Raw genomic sequence first — 18250 nt, 5'->3', positions numbered from 1 at the left:
CCCGCGCCGCATCTTCGCCCACGCTATGCATCCCGCACGGCGCAGATCCTGCACCGCCAGATCCGACACGCCAGATCCGACACATGGCGGACACCGCCGAGGAGCACCGCTTGGACATCCGATGGCTCGCTGAGGGTTGCGTGGAACTGCGCACGGCCGGCGCCGCCGTGCTGATCGACCCGCCGCCGGTGCCGACGGCCGGCGTCGCGGCGGCGGCCGAACGGGCGGACGTCGTCACCGTGAGCCGGCGGGCCATGCTGCCGGCGGGCGTCCACGCGGGCCGCTGGATCGACGGCCCGGGCGAGTACGAGAAGGCGGGCGTCTTCGTCATCGGCGTTCGAACGCTGCCCGCGCGGTTGGGGCCGCTGGACGAGCGTCAGGTGAACACGGCCTACGTTTACACCGCGGACGACGTCACGGTGTGCCACCTGGGGGCCACCGACCACGTGCCGTCCGAGTCGGAGCTCGAGGCCCTCGGCCGGATCGACGTCCTCTTGCTGCCGATCGGCGGCGCCGGGCGCCTGCCGCCGGCGAAGGCCGCGGAGATCGTCGGCAAGCTCGAGCCGGGCATCGTCATCCCGGTCCACGCCGCGCTGCCGCTCGACGACCCACCGCCGCCGGAGCGCGAAGCGCTGGCGCACTTCCTGGCGGCCATGGGCGCCAGCGACGTCGTCGCACAGGACAGCTATCGGGTTGCGGTCGACCGCTTGGCGGACGACACGACCGTCGTGCTGCTCAGGCCGATCCAGCCTTGATCCTGCCGCGCCGCGGCGATGTGCCGGCGTTGCGCGGCGTGCTGCTCGACGCCGGCCAGACCCTCATCCGCGAGCTGACGCCGCCCGGCACCGTGGCCGCCGAAGCCGCAGCCGGCGTCGGCGTCGTCGTGCCCGACGACATGCTGGCCGAGGCGATGGCCGCGGCGTCGTCCGACCTGGCCGGGCGCTGGCATCGCGGCCCGTTCTGGCACAGCGAGGCCAACGTGCGGCGGTTGTTCACGGACGCATATGCCGACGCGCTCGCGCGCCTCAGCGGTACGGCCGCCGTCGACCCGCGCTGGACCCCGTTGGCCGACGCGATCTACGACGCCTACGGCCAGGCACGGCATTGGCAGTTGTTCGAGGACGTGCCCGACGTGCTGGACGCGCTCTATCGCGCCGGGATTCCGGTGGCCGTGGTCTCCGACTGGGGCCATGGCCTCGAGGCGATCCTGCTCGACTTGGCCCTTGGCCATCACCTGCACTCGATCGTCGTCTCGTCGCGCGTCGGGATCGCCAAGCCGGAGCCCGAGCTGTTTGCGATGGCCCTCCAACGGCTTGGCATCGACGCGGCCGGCGCCGTGCACGTCGGCGACACGTACGTCAAGGACGTCGTCGGCGCCCGTGCGGCCGGCATCGCCGCGGTGCTCATCGACCGGGAACGCCGCCACGAGAGCCTAGACTGCACGGTTGTCCACGACCTGCGCGAGCTGATCGAGCTGCTCGGACTCTGATGCCCCCGCGCCGATCGGCTTCGTCGATCGTCAGCGGCGGCAGCGGAGCGCCTCGAACACGGCATCGAACGCGCCATCGATGGCCGCGGCGTCCACGGCGCGCACGAGACCGCTCGACGGCCGCACGATCCGCCCCAACAGCGCGATGTCGGCGTCGTCCCCCAGCGCGATCGCGTACAGTGCGCTGCCGCGACCGGTGAGGGCGTCGGCCGCCGCCGTCACGTCGGACGCCGGCGTTGAAGCGCGCCCGTCCGTCAGGAGCACGACGGCACGGAACGCGCCAGACCGGGCCTCGTCGGCCAGCAGCCGATCCGCCGCGGCCAACGCGCGGTCGATGCGCGTCCCCGGCGCCGCGGTGACCTCCGCCACGCCCCGCGCGATTTCGACGTCGTCGGCGGTCAGGTGGACATGCACGCGCGCTTCCTCGGAGAACGCGACGAGACCGGCACGTGCGCCGCTACCCGACAGCCGCGCGGCAAAGGTGCGGACCGCCGCCTTCGCGACGTCGAGCTTCGTGCCCGTTCCCGGCAGTGCCGGCTCGTTCATGCTGCGCGAAGCGTCGAGCACGAGGACGACGTCCCCGGGCGGCGGTCGGACGCACGCGCCGGCGACGCCGAGCGGCAAGTAGGCGCGGGAATGGAGCGTGGTGCGGTCCCAGACCTTCACGATCGGCACCGGGAAGACCAGGTCCTGCCCCCAACCCGTGCCGTCCCGCCCCGTCACACGCGCCGCAACGTTCGTCCGCCGGAGCCCAGTGGTCGTCGGCCGGACGGCGTAGCGCAGCTGCACCGTGGCCGTCAGCGGCACGACCGGCAGGTGCCACGTCAACCGGCGCTCCATTTCGTCCCACGTTGCGGGCGGTTCGGCCGAGCCCTCGATGAACGCCATGTCGGCCGGCAGCGTGTCGGTGACGACGGCCTGCGCCAGGAGATGAGGCACCGGCGCCTCCGCCGTGATCACGCCGGCCAGCACCGCCGAGCGCGCGGCGTCCGGGTCGACGAACACATGCCCGTCGCCGACGAGTCCGGCGAGCGCCCGCGTATGCTGATAGGTGTACGAACGGAGCGGCACCGCCAGCGCGTAGAGCGCCGCGCCGCGGTCGGCGAGCGCGCGGGCGGCCGCCTGGGGGTAGTCCTTCAGCTCACCGTCCGTCACGACGAGCACGGCGGTGCGCGCCGCGGTCGAGTCGCGCACGATCTGGTCAGCGGCGGCGAGCGCTCCGGCCATGCGCGTGTCGCCGCCGGCCGACAATGCCGTGACCGCCCGTACGATGCGGGACACATCGGCCGTCAACGGCTCCACCACCTTGCCGTCATCGGCGAACGTGACGAGCGCGATCCGCACGCTCCGGCCGTCCAGTGCGGCCAGCACCCCGATGATGGCCTTCCGCGCCCGTTCCACAGCGCCGTCCCAGCTCATCGAGCGCGAGGTATCGACGACGAGCACGAGGTCCGTCTCGGATCGGCGGGCCGGGCACGTGCCGCCGGCGGTGAGCGTGACGGTCACCGCCTCACCGCGCCGGACCACGGACGGAGCGGCCCGCTTGTCCGTCGCGATCAGGCACGCCGTCGGCGGCGATCCCGTCGCCGGCTCGGTCAGCTGTGGGGCGAACACCCAGACGCCGCCTTGCGCGACCCGCAGTCCGTCCGGGGCATCACCCGGCTCAGGCGGCGCGCCGCGCAGGAACGAGACCGCCACGCGCCCGTCGGGCAAGACGGCGATGTCCGTGGCGGCGCTCGCCAGCGGCAGGCGCCAGCGGGCGACGAGCCGGCCCTCGGGGGTGTAGCGCATGCCCCAGCCGTGGCGGCCGAGGACGAACACGTCCTGCACGGCGCCGGGCGCGTGCGCCACGGCAATGGCCAGCGGGGTGTCGTGGACCTCAAACCCGCGCACGAGACGGCCGCTCAGGTCCGCGACGACGATGCGGCGGCCGCCGGCATCGGCGAGGTACGCCGCGTCGCCACCGAGGGCAATGTCCGACGGCAGGTTGCCCAGCAGCGACTCCGTCGACCACCCGATGGCAGCGGATGCGACATCGTCCACGGCCGCGGCGGCGCGATCCAGGTCAACGAGGAGGACGCTCGCCCGGCCGACGTCCAGGATCGCCAGTCGCGCTGCGTGGGCGTCGAGGGCAGCGAGGTGGGGCGTGCTCGGTGCGGTCGACGGCGCGGCCGAACCCGTCGGTTCGATCGCCCCGAGCCAGAGCTGCCATGCCGGCAGCGACTCGGCCGCGCCGAGACGGCTGGCCGTGACGAGTTCGGGTGCGCCCTCGAAGACCCAGTCGCCGCGCGATGCGACGTCGACGGCCCAGCGGGCGTCGGACGGCGTCTCGAACCAGACCTGGTCATCGCCGCAGACCCCGACCTGTCGGAGCGGTTCACCGTGATCGCCGAGCCGGACGATCGACTGCGGTTCCGCGCCGGCGCGACCGAACACGACGGGCGCCCGGCCCGGGCCGGACACGGCCTCGAAGCGGCCCTGAAGCACGTCGAGCGCCTGCTCCGCCGCGATCCGGATCGGCGCCAGCGGACCGGCGAGGGCGGGGCGGTCGAGCGATCCGTGGAGCGCCGGCGGCGGCCCGCCGGGCGCTGCCGAGAGGTCGACGATCCCTTGAAAGGAGCAGTGGGCGAGCGCAGCGACGAGCGTGCGATCCGGCCCGGCGGTCAGCGCTAGCAGGCGGCCGAAGTACGGCAGGCTGAGCGCGCCCGCCGGGGCGGTCCAGATCGGCTCGACGTCGCCGAGCGCGAACACGTCCGCCTGACGCGACACGAAGACGCGCCCGCCGACCGCGACGTCGTCCGCGGCGTCGAACGGCGTCGTGCGCCGCCAGACGAAGGCGGCATCGAACGTCACGACACCCTCGACGGCGTCCGCTTCGCCGGCCTGTGCGGCGCGCGCGCGGCCAACGGACGGACGCTGCGTCGGCTCGGGTCCGGGCTCTGTGCCGGCAGGCAGCGGCAGCCAATTCACCACGTGCACATCGCCGTTTGGCGCGACATCGAGGGCGATCGGCAGGTAGAGTGCCCGCCGCTCGATGACGTCGCTCAGCACGCCGCCCGCCGAGAAGACGTCGAGTCCGCCCGGCAGGCGCGGCACCGGGCCGCGGCCCGGCGTCGGCGGCACGCGCGGCCGGGTGCGGGCGAGGACGACGCGGCCGTCCCGGAGCAGGCCAACGTCGCGGTAGGCGCCGTCGGCCTCGAACCGGTGCGCCACGGCGCCGGACGGCGTCAGCACGACGACGAGGGAGCGCCGCTGGCCGCCGGACATCTCGCGCGTGCTGAGAAGCGCGATATCGCCCGTCCCGTGCTGGACGGCCAGTCGCTGCGGCAGCCACCCGTCGGACGGCGCGACGCCATGCTCGCTGAGCGGCCAGACGCTCGCCGGCGTGCCGTCGGGCCGCATGCGATGCAGCGCCGACTGGTGCCCGTCGAGCACGAGTCGGTCCCCGCCCGGCGCGAGCGCCACATCGACGACGCGGGCAAACGCGCCGGCACGCAGCTGCCACGGCCGATCGGACCACGTTGCGGCAAGGCGGTAGGCGGAGGCTTCGTCCGCCGCCTGTCCGCGGACCGGAGTGCCGACGCCGGCGAGCACGCCGAGGACGAGCACGGCGGCCACCCGATGGGCAGCCCGCCGCCCGACCGTGCGACGATCGTCGGTCACGGCCGCGCCGCCGGATGGGCGGCGACCGCTGTGCGGCGGGCGCGATCCCGCCGACAGCGGATCGACCGAGCACGCAGGTTGCGGGCCCGGCCGACCCGCTGTCGGCACGTGTACGAACCCGCTGGGACACTGTCACTGCAGGGCCCGCGGATAACCACCTCTGTCGGATATCCGAAGCGTGTCCAGTGACAGCGTCCTAGGGCTTCTCCGCCCACGGGATGAACCGGCGCACGACGGGTGGCGGCGGGGGCGGATCGGTGGGAGGAACCGGAACGGTCGGCGGCACGGTCGGCAGGACCGGCGTGACCGTCGGGGCGCCAGGTGTCGGCGGACAGACGTTCGCGAGCGGTGTGAAGATGCCGCCCAGGTCCACGTACATCGCGATGACGTTGCCGCCCAGCGATATCGCCCGGTAGCCGCCCGGCTCGGCGACCTTGCGCAACACGCCGTGCTGCACGATCGGGCCGATGCCGATCGCGTAGTGGTGGAAGCCCTTCGCCCGCAGGTTCTTGGCGTGCTCGATCGCACGGTTCGGGGCCGGCATCATCGGTCCATCCGTGACGGAGACCGTGATCTTCGTCGTTTCGGGGCGGCTGCGCGCGCTGGACATCTCACGCCGGACTTCCTGGAAGCCGAGGTCGAGCCGCGCCGCCTGGTCCTGCATCGCCACCCGGCGCACGCCGTCGACGACGGCGGCCTTGTCATGGGTCAACGGCTGGTAGAGCGTCGCGATGCTGCCGAAGCCGATGACGGCGGCGGTGTCCTGGCCCATGTCCATCATGTCCAGCACGCGCTCGACGCCTTGCGCGATCGCCTCCTTCGAGTCCAGGCCCGAAAGCGAGGCGCCGAGCAGGCACGTGCTGTCGTCCACCAGGAAGTAGACTTCGAGCGGCCGCCGCGGGCACCCGCCCGGCACGATCACGCTCGGCACCGGGAACAGCTCGCTGCCCCGCAGGCCCTTGCGATCGAAGAAGATGCCCTCGGCGATGACGTTGGTCGGGTGCTCGCCGCGCTCCAGGGGCTCGAGGAGGTAGCTCAGCCCCGGCTCCGGGATGTCCCCCGGAAACTGCCACGTCAGCACAGTCCGAAGTGAGCCGGTCTCGGTCGACACGACGGCCGGCGGCACCGACGATCCGTCGACGTAGCGCATGTTGCTCGGCACGATGTCGTACACCGTCAGCGACACGACCGCGTTCTTCTGGAGTTCGGTCGCCAGCGTGACGAAGAGCGCCTCGAGGTCGGCCGGGTTCGGCACATTGAAGTAGAAGCTCGGATCGCTGGCCGCCGGCAAAAGGTCCGGATCGCACTGGCCGCCGGCGCAGACGGTGACGACGACGATACCGGCGTCCTTCGCCCGTTGCGCCGCCGCCGGGATGGGATCGGCCGGCACGGTGTTCTTGCCGTCGGTCAGCACGATCATCGCCGTTTTCACGCCTGGTCTGGCTTGGGCGACGATGTGCGCGCGCGCGACATCGATCGCCTGCGACACGTTCGTCTTGCCGCTCGTGATCTCAACGTCGAGTCCGACCGCCACCCGGTTGCGGTCGAACGTCAACGGCACGGCGACGCCGGCATCCTGGTTGAACTTCACGAGACCGACACGCGACGTGTTCGTCATTGCAGCGACGAACGCAATGCCGGCCTCCCTGGCCCGTCTGATCTTGTCGTTGTCGCCCATCGATGCCGACACGTCGAGCACCATCATGACGTCGATCGGGGCCTTCTCCTGCGGGCACGTCGACTTCAGCGTGAGCGTCACGCGCGTCGTCTCGCCGAGCTCGAGGACCGTGGGCGCCGCCCACTTATCCACTTCGGCCGTGCACGCGCTCGCCTCGACGAGATCGGCGCGCGCACCTTGGCGCATCGCCAAACCGCCGAGTGTGCCGACTGCCATGAGGCAGATCCCTGCCGCCGCGGCGGCGAGCGGCCGACCCGTCCGAAATCGCTTGAAAACGCCCATTCGTGCCTCCGTCTGCGATGGTCCGATCGCGCCAAGGTCATCACCCGGAGCGCGGGGGTCAGTACGCTGTCCGTGCGGAACGCTCGTTCGAACGCCTCGATGGGGCCGTCCCGGTGTCGTCGCGGGATGAGTACTGATGGCTATGACGCTTAACACCGCCCAAATGGGTCATGGAATTGTCCGCCGGCGGCCGGCGACCACCGGCCGTGGTCGGGGGCTCGCGCTTGAAGATCGCCACGCCGCCCTGGGCATAAACCTGCCTCAGGTCGGGCTGTTCGCGCAAACGGGCCGCCGAGAACCCGTCCTCGAGGCCGGCCCCGGCGCCAACGTAAGCGTATTCGGCGCCCGCCGCGGAGAATACGTCCGAGAGCTGCGCCGCGCTGAGCGCTTCGATGTCGGCGACCGCCTTGCACAGCGCCCCGACCTGTCGGACGACCTCGGGGTCGCCGTACGTGTACAGCGCCGCCGGCACCGTCGTCTGACGTCCGGTGAGCAAGGGCAGCCAGTAGCCGCCGTCGACGCCGCGGTACGTACCGTACTGCCAGTGCTTCGTGCCGATCACGAAGCGGGCCGTCTCGGGCGTGTTGGCGCGAACCCACGCCATCGCGTCGAGGTCGGCGCGCCGCAGCAGCACGGTGTCGGCCCGTACGACGTCCGACTGCTGCGCCGCACCCTGCCACGTCGCGAGCACGGCGGCGGCAGCGACGACCCACGGCACGGCCCCCGGCCGCTGCGTGCGGGCCGCCGCCAACCGCGCCGCCCGCTCGGCGAACAACGCCACACCGATGGCCGCCGGCATGAACAAGCTGATCGTGAGGGCCGACGGGGGCAGCATCCATGATCGCGGGAACCCGAACAGCGGGAGGGCGACCGCGAGCGCCGCGAGGCACAGCCATGCCCCGACACTGGCCGCGGCGGCGTTCCGGCGCAGGAACGCCCAGACGAGGCCCGCCGTGCCGACAGCCAACCACACCGCGTTCTGGCGCTCGGTGAGGTGCCACATCTGGATCGTGTCCACGCCGGTCGGACCCACATACCAGTCCGCGGAGGCTTGCTGGAGGTGCCGGATTCCGGGCAGCAGGTGCTGCCAGAACCACGGCCCGACGAGCGCGATCGCCAGCATTGCCGTCGCGGCAAGCCGGAGAAGTGCCGTGCGCACCGCCGCCCGCATCGCGGCCTCACGGGGGCGCAGTGCCAGCCAGCCGACGAGGACCACGGCACCGAGCGCGTAGAAGATCATCACCCGGTAGTGGACCAGCAGGAGCCCCGCCGCGGCCACGGCAGCGGCAACGACCCGCTGGATCGGCGTCCGCCGGTTCGGGTGGTCGACGGAGCGCATGATCGACTCGGCCAGCGTCAGATCGGCCGGCTCCGGTCGGATCGCGTCGATGAGAAGCATGAGCGCCGCCGGCAGGACGACGAGCCCGGTCAGCTGCGTCTCGCGGCCCCAGCTGAGAAAGTACGCCGGGAAGAAGTAGAGGCCCGTCGGCACCGCCGCGGCCCAGACGCTGGCGGCCGGCGAAACACCGAGACGGCGCGCCAGGAGCCACGTCGTCAGGCTGGCCGAGGCGTTGATCGTCTGGCCGAGCCAGAGCACGGCCAGGCGCGCCGGGACGTTCGCGAGGACAGCGACGACAGCGGCAACGGAGTGGAAGCCGAAGTGGTAGTAGTAGCCGTCGACCGCAAGGTACGGCCGGTAGCTCGTCGGCACGCCGCCGCGATCGATGAACAGCTGCGCCATGAGGGTGTGGTGGTAGCCGTCGACCCACGGCGCAGCCACGAGGTCGACGGCTTGACTCGCCCGCAGCGCCACCGCCGTGGCGAGCACGAGGAGCAGGCCGATGCCGGCCGCCGCGCGCTCGTGCCCGGCACCCGTGCGGCGCCGCTGGAACAGCCGAGCGCCCCACACCACCGTGACGGCGGCGCACAGGCCGAGCACGGAGGCCAGGCCGGGCCACGACCATCGCACGCCGGCGGTGGATGCCCACAGCACGGCGACAGGTATCACCGCCAAGCTCACGCCGATGGACAGCGCCAAGCGACCGATCCCGCGCGACGGGTGACGCAGCAGCGTGAGCACGGCCGATCCGGGCAACGTCAGACATGCGCTGACCGCGGCGGCCAAGCGCAGATAGCCCAGCGGGTCGGCAGCCAGCTCGCTCATCCGCTGGCCGGTGCGTTAGGCGCGCGCGCCGACCAGGCGGTGGTGGACGCCGTGGCGGACGAGGAGCCAGAGCGACACCGCGACGACGGTGACCACCGCCAGGATTTGGGCGACGGGCACGCCGGCCGTGGTCCAGGCATCGGGCCGCTGCAGCTCAACGAGGTAGCGTCCGACCGGGTAGAGGATGAGGTAGGCAAGCGCGACGTCGCCTTTGCGCAGCCGCTCGGGCCACTGCCGGACGATGTAGAGGAGGATGAAGAAGACGAGGAGGTTCCAGAGCGACTCGTACAGGAAAGTCGGGTGGAACCGGGCCTCCTCCGGCAGGTTCGCGAACTGCGGCAGGCGATTCTCGGCAGCGATCGGCGTGCCCCACGGCATGCGCGTCGGCGTGCCGTACAGCTCCTGGTTGAACCAGTTGCCCCACCGCCCGATCGCCTGGCCGAGCGGCGCGCCGAGTGCCGCCATGTCGCACCACTCCGGGAACGAAAGCCGCATGACCCGGGTGTACAGCCACAGACCAAGCATGCCGCCGGCGATTGCGCCGTAGATTCCCAGCCCGCGAAGGCCACCTTTCCAGAAGCTGATGATCGACAGCGGGTTCTGGAAGTACTCGTTCCGCACGGCGGGGTCGACGTTCGCCGGCAGAGAGAACACGTGATACAGCCGCGCGCCGAGCAGCCCGAGGATCATCATGACGATCAGCGCGTTCCAGATGTGGTCGGGGTTGAGACCCCGTCGCTTGGCTTCGCGGTCGGCGACGGTGGCGCCGGCGAGCGTGCCGAGCGTGATCATGATCCCGTACCAGAAGACCTCGCGGCCCAAGTACGGGATGGTGAACGCGACGGGATCGGGCGGCATGGGCATGCGACGGCTCTCCTGGGTCTCTACGGCTGGGTTGGCGTCTCGACCGCGGCGGCGGGCGGCGGCGCAGCGGGGTTCGGGACATACGTTCGGAGGATCTCGCGCGCCCGGATCTCGTTCGCCCGCCAACTGCCGTCCTCGACGCTGATGTTCACCATCGAGAACGTCGTGCCGTCGATCTGGAAGAGCGCAAGGCTGTGCATCCCAACGCCGGACGAGCGGGCATACTGGATTTCGATCCGCATCGCCTCACCCTTGCGTTCGATCACGGTCTCGCGGCTGACCTCGCGGTAGCCGGGTTGGTCCATCCATCCGGTGACATCGCGCAGCACCTGGTTGATCGTCGTACCGAGGCTGCTCGGTTTCTTCCCGTTGTCCCATTGGGTCACGCTCATGAGCGCATCGCCGTTCTCCGGCGCGAGAAACACCGTGCCGACCTTCACGAACGGATTCTTGGCCGGATCGAGCGGCTGGCGGCTCTCCGTCCAACCCTCCGGCACCTCGATCTTGAACAGGCCGTTCGGGTCCTCGAACAGCGACGAGGCGCCGATCGTCACAGGAACGGGCTCGAGCTGCGGCTGGATCGGCGGCGCCACCGTCATCTCGATGACCGTCGCGCCATCGCTCGCCGGCGCGCCAGGCGTCACGGTCGGCGGGTCCACTGCGCGGCAGGCCGCTACGAGGAACGGGACGGCAAGCAGGAACAAAGCGCTCGTGGGGCGAACGCGCGGGCCGGGCATGTGCATCTCCGCAGGCTGGCTTGGGGGTCTGGCCGGCGCGCGCCGATCGCGCGTTCGAGGCACGGCGCCGCCGTGCGGGGCACGACGGCGAGACGTCTGGGAGGGCGGCCGGGCGAGCATAGCAGAACCGGCCGATTCGGGGAAGATGCCGCACGCCCCCGGCGCGGCGTTCGGGCGTGGGCCGCCGGTCCACCACCCCTGGACGGGCTCGGGGTTGCCACCAGACTGCGGAACCCGAAGAAACGGCAGTGGCGGCGTAACAGAACGTGTCAACTGGACACGCTTCGGACATCCGACAGAGGTGGTTATCCGCAGTCCGTGCAGAGACAGAATACTAGTACTCCACCACTGTGGATTCTAGGGGTTCCCTACTCTGGTGGCCGCCACGAGCATGTTCAGTGGTGGAGTACTAGGGCGACGGCGGCGCACCGGCGTCCAGCGCACGCAGCGCCCGAGCCGGCGCTTCGTACAACGGGTTCAGCTCGATCGCACGGCGCCAGCTCGACCGCGCCCCGTCGACGTCGCCGGTCGCTTCTTGCGCCCGCCCAAGCCAGTACACGGACTCCTCGAGGTCGGGCGCGTTGGCCAGGTTCGCCGTTGCCAGCGCCTCGACATCGGACCAGCGCCCGGCGGCGCCGTACGCTTCGAACGGTCCGAATTGGTACCACAGCATCCGCCACGGCAGGCCGATCGCCCGTGCCCGGTCGAACGCGTTGGCCGCACCGCCCGCATCCCCGGTCGCCTGCAGGCTGCTGCCCAGGTTGAACCAGCCGAAAGCATCCGGCGCCCGCTCGATCTCCTCGGCAGCCGTCGCCGCCGCATCGAACCACATCGCGGCGCCCTCGGGTCCGGCCAGGACGACCTCCGCCGCGCGCGACGCCGGCAAGAGCGCCAGATACGTGCGGTTGAACACGCGCCAGTCGCGATCGAAAGCGTCATACGACTCAACGATGTTCGGTCCCTCGTAGCTGTCGGCCATCCGGAGCGTGCGCGCCGCGGCATCGTATCCCATGAGGAGCCGGTAGTGGCCCATCTCGTCGCCCGGGTCCGGCTCGAACCACGTCTCGACGATCGTCGGTATGCCGGCGGCGACGAGCGCTTCGAGCACCTCGATCCGCCCGCCCACCCGCAGCGCCGTGACGGCGCCTCGCTCCTGCGCATAGCGTGCCAGCTCGTCCGGGCTGACGTTCTTGTCGTCCGGGTTCGGCTTCAGCCGCACGGCTGCCCGCGCCTGACCTTCGTCCAAGCCGATCGCGCTCAGCGCCATGCTGACCGTCGCCGGCCCGCAGTTGTTCCACGTTTGATAGGCATGCCGCACCGACCCGAGCTCCGCCGACTGTGGTCGAGGCGGCGGCGACGGGGTCGGCGACGCGCTCGTCGGCGCGGTGGGCCCCAGGGTCGGCGGCTTCGACGGCGGCCCGGCGACCGTCGCCGACGGCCGCGCGGTCGCCTGCGCCGTCGGAGCGGCGGTCGATCGCCCGTCCGCGGCGGTCGCAGGCGGTACGATCGCCGCCCCGAGCGTGTCCGGCGTTGGCAGCGCCACCGGCGTTGCCTCCGAACGCACGAGGGCGCGCAGGCGGTACGGCACCGCCTGCAGCCGGGGCGGCAGGTGCGGGTAGGCCGCGCGCCACAGACGCGTCGTCGCGCCGGTCCCCACGACGACGCCAAGCGCGACGGCCAGCCCGAGTCCGATGGCCGCAACGCGGCGCATCACGCCTGAACCTCGGCGGCCCGCTCGCGGGCGATGTCCGACTTGCCCTCGGCCGGGTCGCGCTCGCGATCCTCGATGAACGAGTTGCCGTTTGCAGCGCGTTCAACGGCACCGTCGGCGTCCCGGGCTTGGTGCCAGACGTCGACGACGCGTCGCAATGCGGTCGCCCAGGCGCCGACGGTGGCGATGACGACGACGGGCGTCAGGAAGCCCGTGAGCAGCCCAACACCGACCGCAAGCGTTCGCTCCAGCCTTCCAAACCAGCCGGCCTGGGTGCGGACCCCGATGCCGGCCGCGCGTGCCCGGGTGTAGCTCACGAGGATCGAACCGGCGAAAAAGGCGAGCGCCCAGCGTACGAGGCCCGCGTCACCGGTTCGCTGGGCGTGCAGCACGAGGCCGAAGCACACGAGCGACTCGGAGACGCGGTCGACGACGCTGTCCAGGAAGGCGCCGAAAGGCGAAACGCTGTCGGTTTCGCGCGCGACGGCGCCGTCGAGCGCGTCGAATGCGCCGGCCAACGCGAGGGCGACGCCGGCCGGCCAGGTGGTGTCGAAGGCGGCGAGGCACCAAACGACCGGCGCGTGGAGCACTGCGCCGAGAACGGTCAGCGCGTTCGGGCCGACCCCGAGGCGGGCAAGGGCCCGCGCCAGCGTCCGAAGGACCGGCAGTGCCAACCGCCGGGCGGATGGCGTCAGCATCAGGCCGCGGTCCCGCCGCCCGTGGGTGGCTCGATCGGTTCGCCCAGCTGGTGCCGCAGCCAAGCGTCGATGAACAGATCGATGTCCCCGTCGAGCACGGCCTGCGTTCGGCCGGTCTCGACATCGGTGCGATGGTCCTTCACCATCTGATACGGGTGCAGGACATACGACCGGATCTGGTTCCCCCACTCGGCGGACACGTGCTGGCCCTTCAATCGTGCCTGCTCCGCCTCGCGCTTCTCGATCTCGACCTCGAGCAGCCTCGCCCGCAGGATCTTCGTCGCCGTTTCGCGGTTTTGCGCCTGCGACCGCTCGTTCTGGCACGTGACGACGATGCCGGTGGGCAAGTGGGTCATCCGCACCGCGCTCGACGTCTTGTTCACGTGCTGTCCGCCGGCGCCGCTCGCGCGGTAGATGTCCACGCGCACGTCTTCCTCGCGCAGATCGACCGCCACATCGTCGGCGATGAGCGGCGAGACCTCGACGAGCGCAAACCCGGTCTGGCGACGCGCTGCCGAGTCGAACGGCGAGATCCGCACCAGGCGGTGCGTGCCCCGCTCGCTCTTGAGCAAGCCGTAAGCGCTCCGTCCCTGGATCGAGATCGTCGCGCTCTTGATGCCGGCCTCCTCACCGGGCGACCGGTCGAGGATCTCGCACTGGAAGCGGTGGCGATCCGACCAGCGCTCGTACATCCGCAGCAGCATGTCCGCCCAGTCCTGACTGTCCGTGCCGCCGGCGCCGGCATGTATGCTGAGGATCGCATCGTGGTCGTCGAACTCGCCGGCGAACAGCAGCGAGCGATCCATGTCGGCCAGCGTCGTGGCGATCGCCGCAACCTCTTCCTCGAGCGCCGCGGCCATCGTCGCTTGGCCGGCGTCCGACTCGAGGGCGGCGAGCTCGGCCAACTCGCGCGCGTCCTTGATCCGGACTTCGACCGATGTCCAGCGATCGACATCGGACCGCAGCTCGGTCAGCCGCCGCATCGTGCGGCGGGCGGTCTCGGGATCGGACCAGAAGTCGGGAAGAAGCGTCGCCAGTTCGAGCGCGTCCGCCTCAGTCGTGCGTGCGGCTAGGTCAAAGACGGTTGAGGACGCGACGCAGCCGGTCCTCGAGTTCGGACAAGCGGGCGATGATATCATCCATGGTCATGGCTCCTTACGACGAAGCGCCGGGCGGCGCAGTGCCGAGTGTAGCATCGAACCCGGCCGGCGCACCGCACGACGATGCGACGGAAGCGGCGGCGGTTGATCCGACGGATGCAACGTCGGCCGCACGGCGCGATGCCCTGCGCGGCACGGCGCTCAAGCGGTTCAACCGCGGCGTTCGCCGGGCGGCCCGCGATGGCGGCCGTGAGGTCATCCTCGTGCTCGAAAACATCAACTACCCCGTGAACGTCGGCAGCCTGTTCCGGATCGCCGACGGCTGCGGCGCCCGCGTCGTCCTGGCCGGCACGACGCCCGATCCGACGACGCCGTCCGCGGCCAAGGTGGCCCGCGGCCACCACGTCCACCTTGGCTGGACGCGAACGGATGATGTCGTTGCGCAGCTGCGGAGATTGGCGAGCGACGGGTGGTGGGTGGCGGCGATCGAACTCGCGGCCGACAGCGTGCCCTATCACGCCGTCGCGTACCCACCGAAGGTGGCCCTCGTCCTCGGCAACGAAGACCACGGCGTCACGCGCCGGGCTCTCAACGCCTGCCACGCAGCGTTGTACGTTCCGATGCTCGGTCGGGGCGCGTCGCTGAACGTGCACGTCGCCGCGGCGATCGTCGCCTACCGCGCGCTGTTCCCGTCGGAGGCGAGCAGCCCGTCGACGTAGGCGGCCGCGTCGAAGGCCGCCAGATCGTCCATCCCTTCGCCCGTGCCGATGTAGGCAATGCTGATCCCGAGCTCGCGGCAGATCGGAAAGGCGATGCCGCCCTTGGCGCTGCCGTCGAGCTTGGCGAGCACGAGCCCGGTGACGTGCGTCGCCGCCATGAACTGGCGGGCCTGGGCCAATCCGTTCTGGCCCGTCGTGGCGTCGAGGACGAGCAGCGTCTCGTGCGGTGCGCCCGGCACCTCGCGTCCGATGACGCCGTTCACCTTGGCGAGCTCGGCCATGAGGTTGTGCTGCGTGTGCAGCCGGCCGGCCGTGTCGACGATCACGACATCCGCCCGCGCACCGGCCTGCGACCGCAACGCGTCGAACACGACGGCGCTCGGATCGCCGCCGGGCGTCCCCTTGACGATCCCGACGCCGGCCCGCGTCGCCCACGCTTCCAACTGGTCGATCGCGGCCGCGCGAAACGTGTCGGCGGCTACGAGCAGCACCGCGCGGCCGGCAGCGGCATGCCGCCGCGCCAGCTTGGCCGCCGAGGTCGTCTTGCCGCTGCCGTTCACGCCGACGAGGAGGATCACCCACGGGCGCGGCGGCGCGGCTGACCCGTCGGACGCGCCGGCCGGTCGGCTGCCGGGGCCACGGTCGCCGCTGCCTTGCAGTGCACGAACCATCACCGCCCGCAGCAGGGCCGGCAGTTCGTCGGCGCGACGGACACCGGCCTCGCTGGCGCGGGCGCGCAGCGCGTCAACGAGCGCCGCGGCGGTGGCGGCACCGACATCGGCGGCGATCAGCTGGACTTCGAGCTCGTCCCACGTCTCGGGCGTGATGTCGATCGGGCCGAAGACCGCGCCAAGCCGGCTCAGCCAGCCCCGGCGGGTCGGGGCGAGTGCGGCGTCGTGCGACGTCGATTCCGGGGACGGATCGGCGGAGGGCGGTGCCTCGGCGCGGCCGGACCGGCCAAACAAGCGTTCGAACACGCGTCGAGCCTCCTGGCTTCATCGCGACGGCGGCCGGCAAGGATAGCACGCGCCCCGCAGAGGGCGTGGGTCCGGGATGGTATAATCGCGCGCCGATTTGGGTGACGATCCGGCGGCCGATCCGACCGCCGTTCTTGGGGGGCGAGGGCACTTGAAGAGCATCGAAGAAGTTCTGTCCGAACGCGTTCGCGACGCCGCCGCGAACGCGCTTGGCATGCAGGTGGACGGCACGGTTCACCTTGAGGTGTCCAATCGCCCCGATCTCGGCGACTTCGCCACGTCCGTCGCCTTCACGTTGGCCAAGGCCGTCCGCCAACCGCCGCTGGCGGTGGCGGAGTTGATCGCCGCGGCGCTGGGCGGCGCAGCAGGCGACGGTGACATGATCGCCGGTGCGTCGGCCAGCGCGCCCGGGTTCGTGAACATCCGACTGAGCCCGGCCCAGCTGGCCCTGTCGGTCGACGGGATCTGCCGTGCGGGCGGCCGCATCGCCCAGCGTGCGCCAACGGGCGAAAAGGTCGTCGTCGAGCACACGAACATCAACCCGAACAAGGCCGCGCATGTCGGCCACTTCCGCAACGCCTGCCTCGGCGACTCCGTCGTGCGGGTCCTGCGGCGCCTCGGCCACACCGTCGAGGTCCAGAATTACATCGACGACACCGGGGTGCAGGTGGCGGACGTCGTCGTCGGGCTGCGCTTCCTCGAGGTGCCGCCGCAGGGGGATCAGCCGTTCGATCGCTACTGCTCGGACGTCTACGTGGCCGTCCAGCATGCGTATGCGGCCGATCCGGCGCTCCTCGCCCGGCGGCGCGAAGTGCAGGCGTCCGTCGAGGAAGGGCATGGACCGCTCGCCGCGTTCGTGCACGACATCGCCGGTCGGATCGTCGTGGCCAACCTGGCGACGATGGCGCGCGCCGGGATCGAATACGATGTGTTGACCTGGGAGTCCCACATCCTCGGCCTCGGCTTCTGGCAGACCGCCTTCGAGCGGCTCCGCGACGGCGGCGCGCTGCGCTTCGAGACGGAAGGGCCGAACGCCGGCTGCTGGGTCGTTCCGTTCGGCGCCGGCACGGTCGAGCTCGAAGGCAAGACCGTGAGCGAGGACAAGGTGCTCGTGACGAGCCAGGGGACGATCACGTACACCGCCAAGGACATCGCCTACCAGCTCTGGAAGTTCGGTCTGCTCGGCCGGGACTTCGCCTACCGACTGTGGGGCGCCCAGGCCGACGGCCAGCCGCTTTGGACGACCGCCCTCGACGACGGCAACCCCGACGCACCCGCTTTCGCGCACGGCGACCGCGTCGTCAACGTGATCGACGTGCGGCAATCCTATCCCCAGCAAGTGGTGTACGAGTGCCTGCGCCGGCTCGGCTTCGCGGCGCAGGCGGATCGATCGCACCACTTGGCGTACGGCGTCGTCAACCTGAGCGCCGCGGCGGCACGCGAGCTCGGCGTTGCGGTCGACGAGGGACAGTTGGTGGTGGCGATGAGCGGCCGCGGCGGCATCCAGGTGTTCGCCGACGACCTGCTCGACCGCCTGGCGGCGCGATTGGCCGAGCGGACGGCCGATCCCGAGGTTGCCTCGGCCGTGGCCGTCGGCGCGGCGCGGTACTACATGCTGAAATGCGGCAACACCCAGGACATCGCCTTCGACTTCGACGACGCGCTTCGCACGACCGGCGAGACCGGCGTCTATCTGCAATACGCGCTCGTTCGTGCCCGCGGGATCCTGCGCCGCCTGGCCGAGGCGGGCGTGAACGCGGTGCCCGCCCCGCCGCCGCCCGTGCTCGGCGAGGCCGACCGCGCCCTCGTGCTGCACATGTTGCGCTGGCCCCGTGCGCTGGCCACTGCCGGCGACGCGCTGACGGCGCAGCCCGTCGCCAAGTTCGCGTTCGATCTCGCTGCGGCGTTCAGCGCCTTTTATGACAACACGGGACCGATCGTCCAAGAGACCGACGCCTGCGTGCAGGCTTGGCGAGCCGGCCTCGTGCACGCGTTCGACCTCCTGTTCGGCGACGTGCTCGACACGCTCGGCATTCCGGCGCTCGATCGGATCTGAGCCATCGATTCCGGGCAACCGTTCGACGGATTCGTTCGGGTGCGCGGCCCGGTGCGCCGCCCGGTGCGCCGGACGGTGCCCACCATCGACAGGGAGCCGAGCGCGTGAGGCA

At 71.4% G+C, this 18250-nt stretch carries 13 protein-coding genes; 4 read left to right on the top strand and 9 right to left on the bottom strand.

The window, feature by feature from the left end; all coding sequences use genetic code 11:
- The first annotated feature begins 140 nt into the window (after positions 1–140).
- Both IPG72_06755 and IPG72_06750 read left to right on the top strand, forming a co-directional pair.
- Entirely contained in the window at positions 141–755 is a 615-nt protein-coding gene (locus IPG72_06755) for an MBL fold metallo-hydrolase (GenBank protein ID MBK6768696.1), read from the top strand.
- On the top strand, positions 752–1489 hold the full coding sequence (locus tag IPG72_06750) for an HAD-IA family hydrolase (protein ID MBK6768695.1): 738 nt from the start codon (positions 752–754) through the stop codon (positions 1487–1489). Before IPG72_06755 ends, IPG72_06750 begins: the two co-directional genes overlap by 4 nt.
- A gap of 30 nt (positions 1490–1519) precedes the next feature.
- Here IPG72_06750 and IPG72_06745 read toward each other — a convergent pair whose 3' ends face one another.
- The 8 genes from IPG72_06745 to prfB all read right to left on the bottom strand — a co-directional run bounded on the left by IPG72_06745 (position 1520) and on the right by prfB (position 14429).
- Complete coding sequence (locus IPG72_06745) at positions 1520–5152, bottom strand: VWA domain-containing protein (protein MBK6768694.1); 3633 nt, start codon at positions 5150–5152, stop codon at positions 1520–1522.
- A 196-nt stretch (positions 5153–5348) separates the two neighbouring features.
- Complete coding sequence (locus IPG72_06740) at positions 5349–7046, bottom strand: VWA domain-containing protein (protein ID MBK6768693.1); 1698 nt, start codon at positions 7044–7046, stop codon at positions 5349–5351.
- Positions 7047–7170: 124 nt separating this feature from the next.
- Complete coding sequence (locus IPG72_06735; GenBank protein MBK6768692.1) at positions 7171–9276, bottom strand: hypothetical protein; 2106 nt, start codon at positions 9274–9276, stop codon at positions 7171–7173.
- A gap of 15 nt (positions 9277–9291) precedes the next feature.
- On the bottom strand, positions 9292–10140 hold the full coding sequence (gene lgt / locus IPG72_06730; protein MBK6768691.1) for a prolipoprotein diacylglyceryl transferase: 849 nt from the start codon (positions 10138–10140) through the stop codon (positions 9292–9294).
- Between the two features lie 20 nt (positions 10141–10160).
- Entirely contained in the window at positions 10161–10877 is a 717-nt protein-coding gene (locus IPG72_06725; GenBank protein MBK6768690.1) for a hypothetical protein, read from the bottom strand.
- 409 nt (positions 10878–11286) lie between these two features.
- A complete protein-coding gene (locus tag IPG72_06720) occupies positions 11287–12588 on the bottom strand; it encodes a C39 family peptidase (protein ID MBK6768689.1) in 1302 nt (433 codons plus the stop codon).
- Positions 12588–13286: a CDP-alcohol phosphatidyltransferase family protein gene (locus IPG72_06715; GenBank protein ID MBK6768688.1), complete on the bottom strand. Its 699-nt coding sequence runs from the start codon at positions 13284–13286 to the stop codon at positions 12588–12590. The genes IPG72_06720 and IPG72_06715 overlap by 1 nt, the downstream gene beginning before the upstream one ends.
- A protein-coding gene (gene prfB, locus IPG72_06710; protein MBK6768687.1) for a peptide chain release factor 2 occupies positions 13286–14429 on the bottom strand; the annotation gives its coding sequence in 2 pieces (ribosomal slippage) (positions 13286–14362 and positions 14364–14429; 1143 coding nt in all). The genes IPG72_06715 and prfB overlap by 1 nt, the downstream gene beginning before the upstream one ends.
- Here prfB and IPG72_06705 point away from each other — a divergent pair.
- Positions 14428–15105: a tRNA methyltransferase gene (locus IPG72_06705; protein MBK6768686.1), complete on the top strand. Its 678-nt coding sequence runs from the start codon at positions 14428–14430 to the stop codon at positions 15103–15105. The two genes, prfB and IPG72_06705, sit on opposite strands and share 2 nt — an antisense overlap.
- Here IPG72_06705 and ftsY read toward each other — a convergent pair.
- The gene (gene ftsY, locus IPG72_06700) at positions 15060–16082 is read right to left on the bottom strand and encodes a signal recognition particle-docking protein FtsY (protein MBK6768685.1); all 1023 of its coding nucleotides are present in this window, start codon (positions 16080–16082) and stop codon (positions 15060–15062) included. The genes IPG72_06705 and ftsY overlap by 46 nt on opposite strands.
- 151 nt (positions 16083–16233) lie before the next feature.
- Here ftsY and argS point away from each other — a divergent pair, with 151 nt between their 5' ends.
- Positions 16234–18138, top strand: coding sequence for an arginine--tRNA ligase (argS, locus tag IPG72_06695; protein ID MBK6768684.1), 1905 nt, complete (start codon positions 16234–16236; stop codon positions 18136–18138).
- Positions 18139–18250 lie beyond the last annotated feature (112 nt).

Source organism: Candidatus Avedoeria danica (assembly GCA_016703025.1).
GTDB classification, from domain to species: Bacteria; Chloroflexota; Anaerolineae; order Epilineales; family Epilineaceae; genus Avedoeria; species Avedoeria danica.
This window is presented reverse-complemented; position numbering and strand designations above follow the sequence as displayed.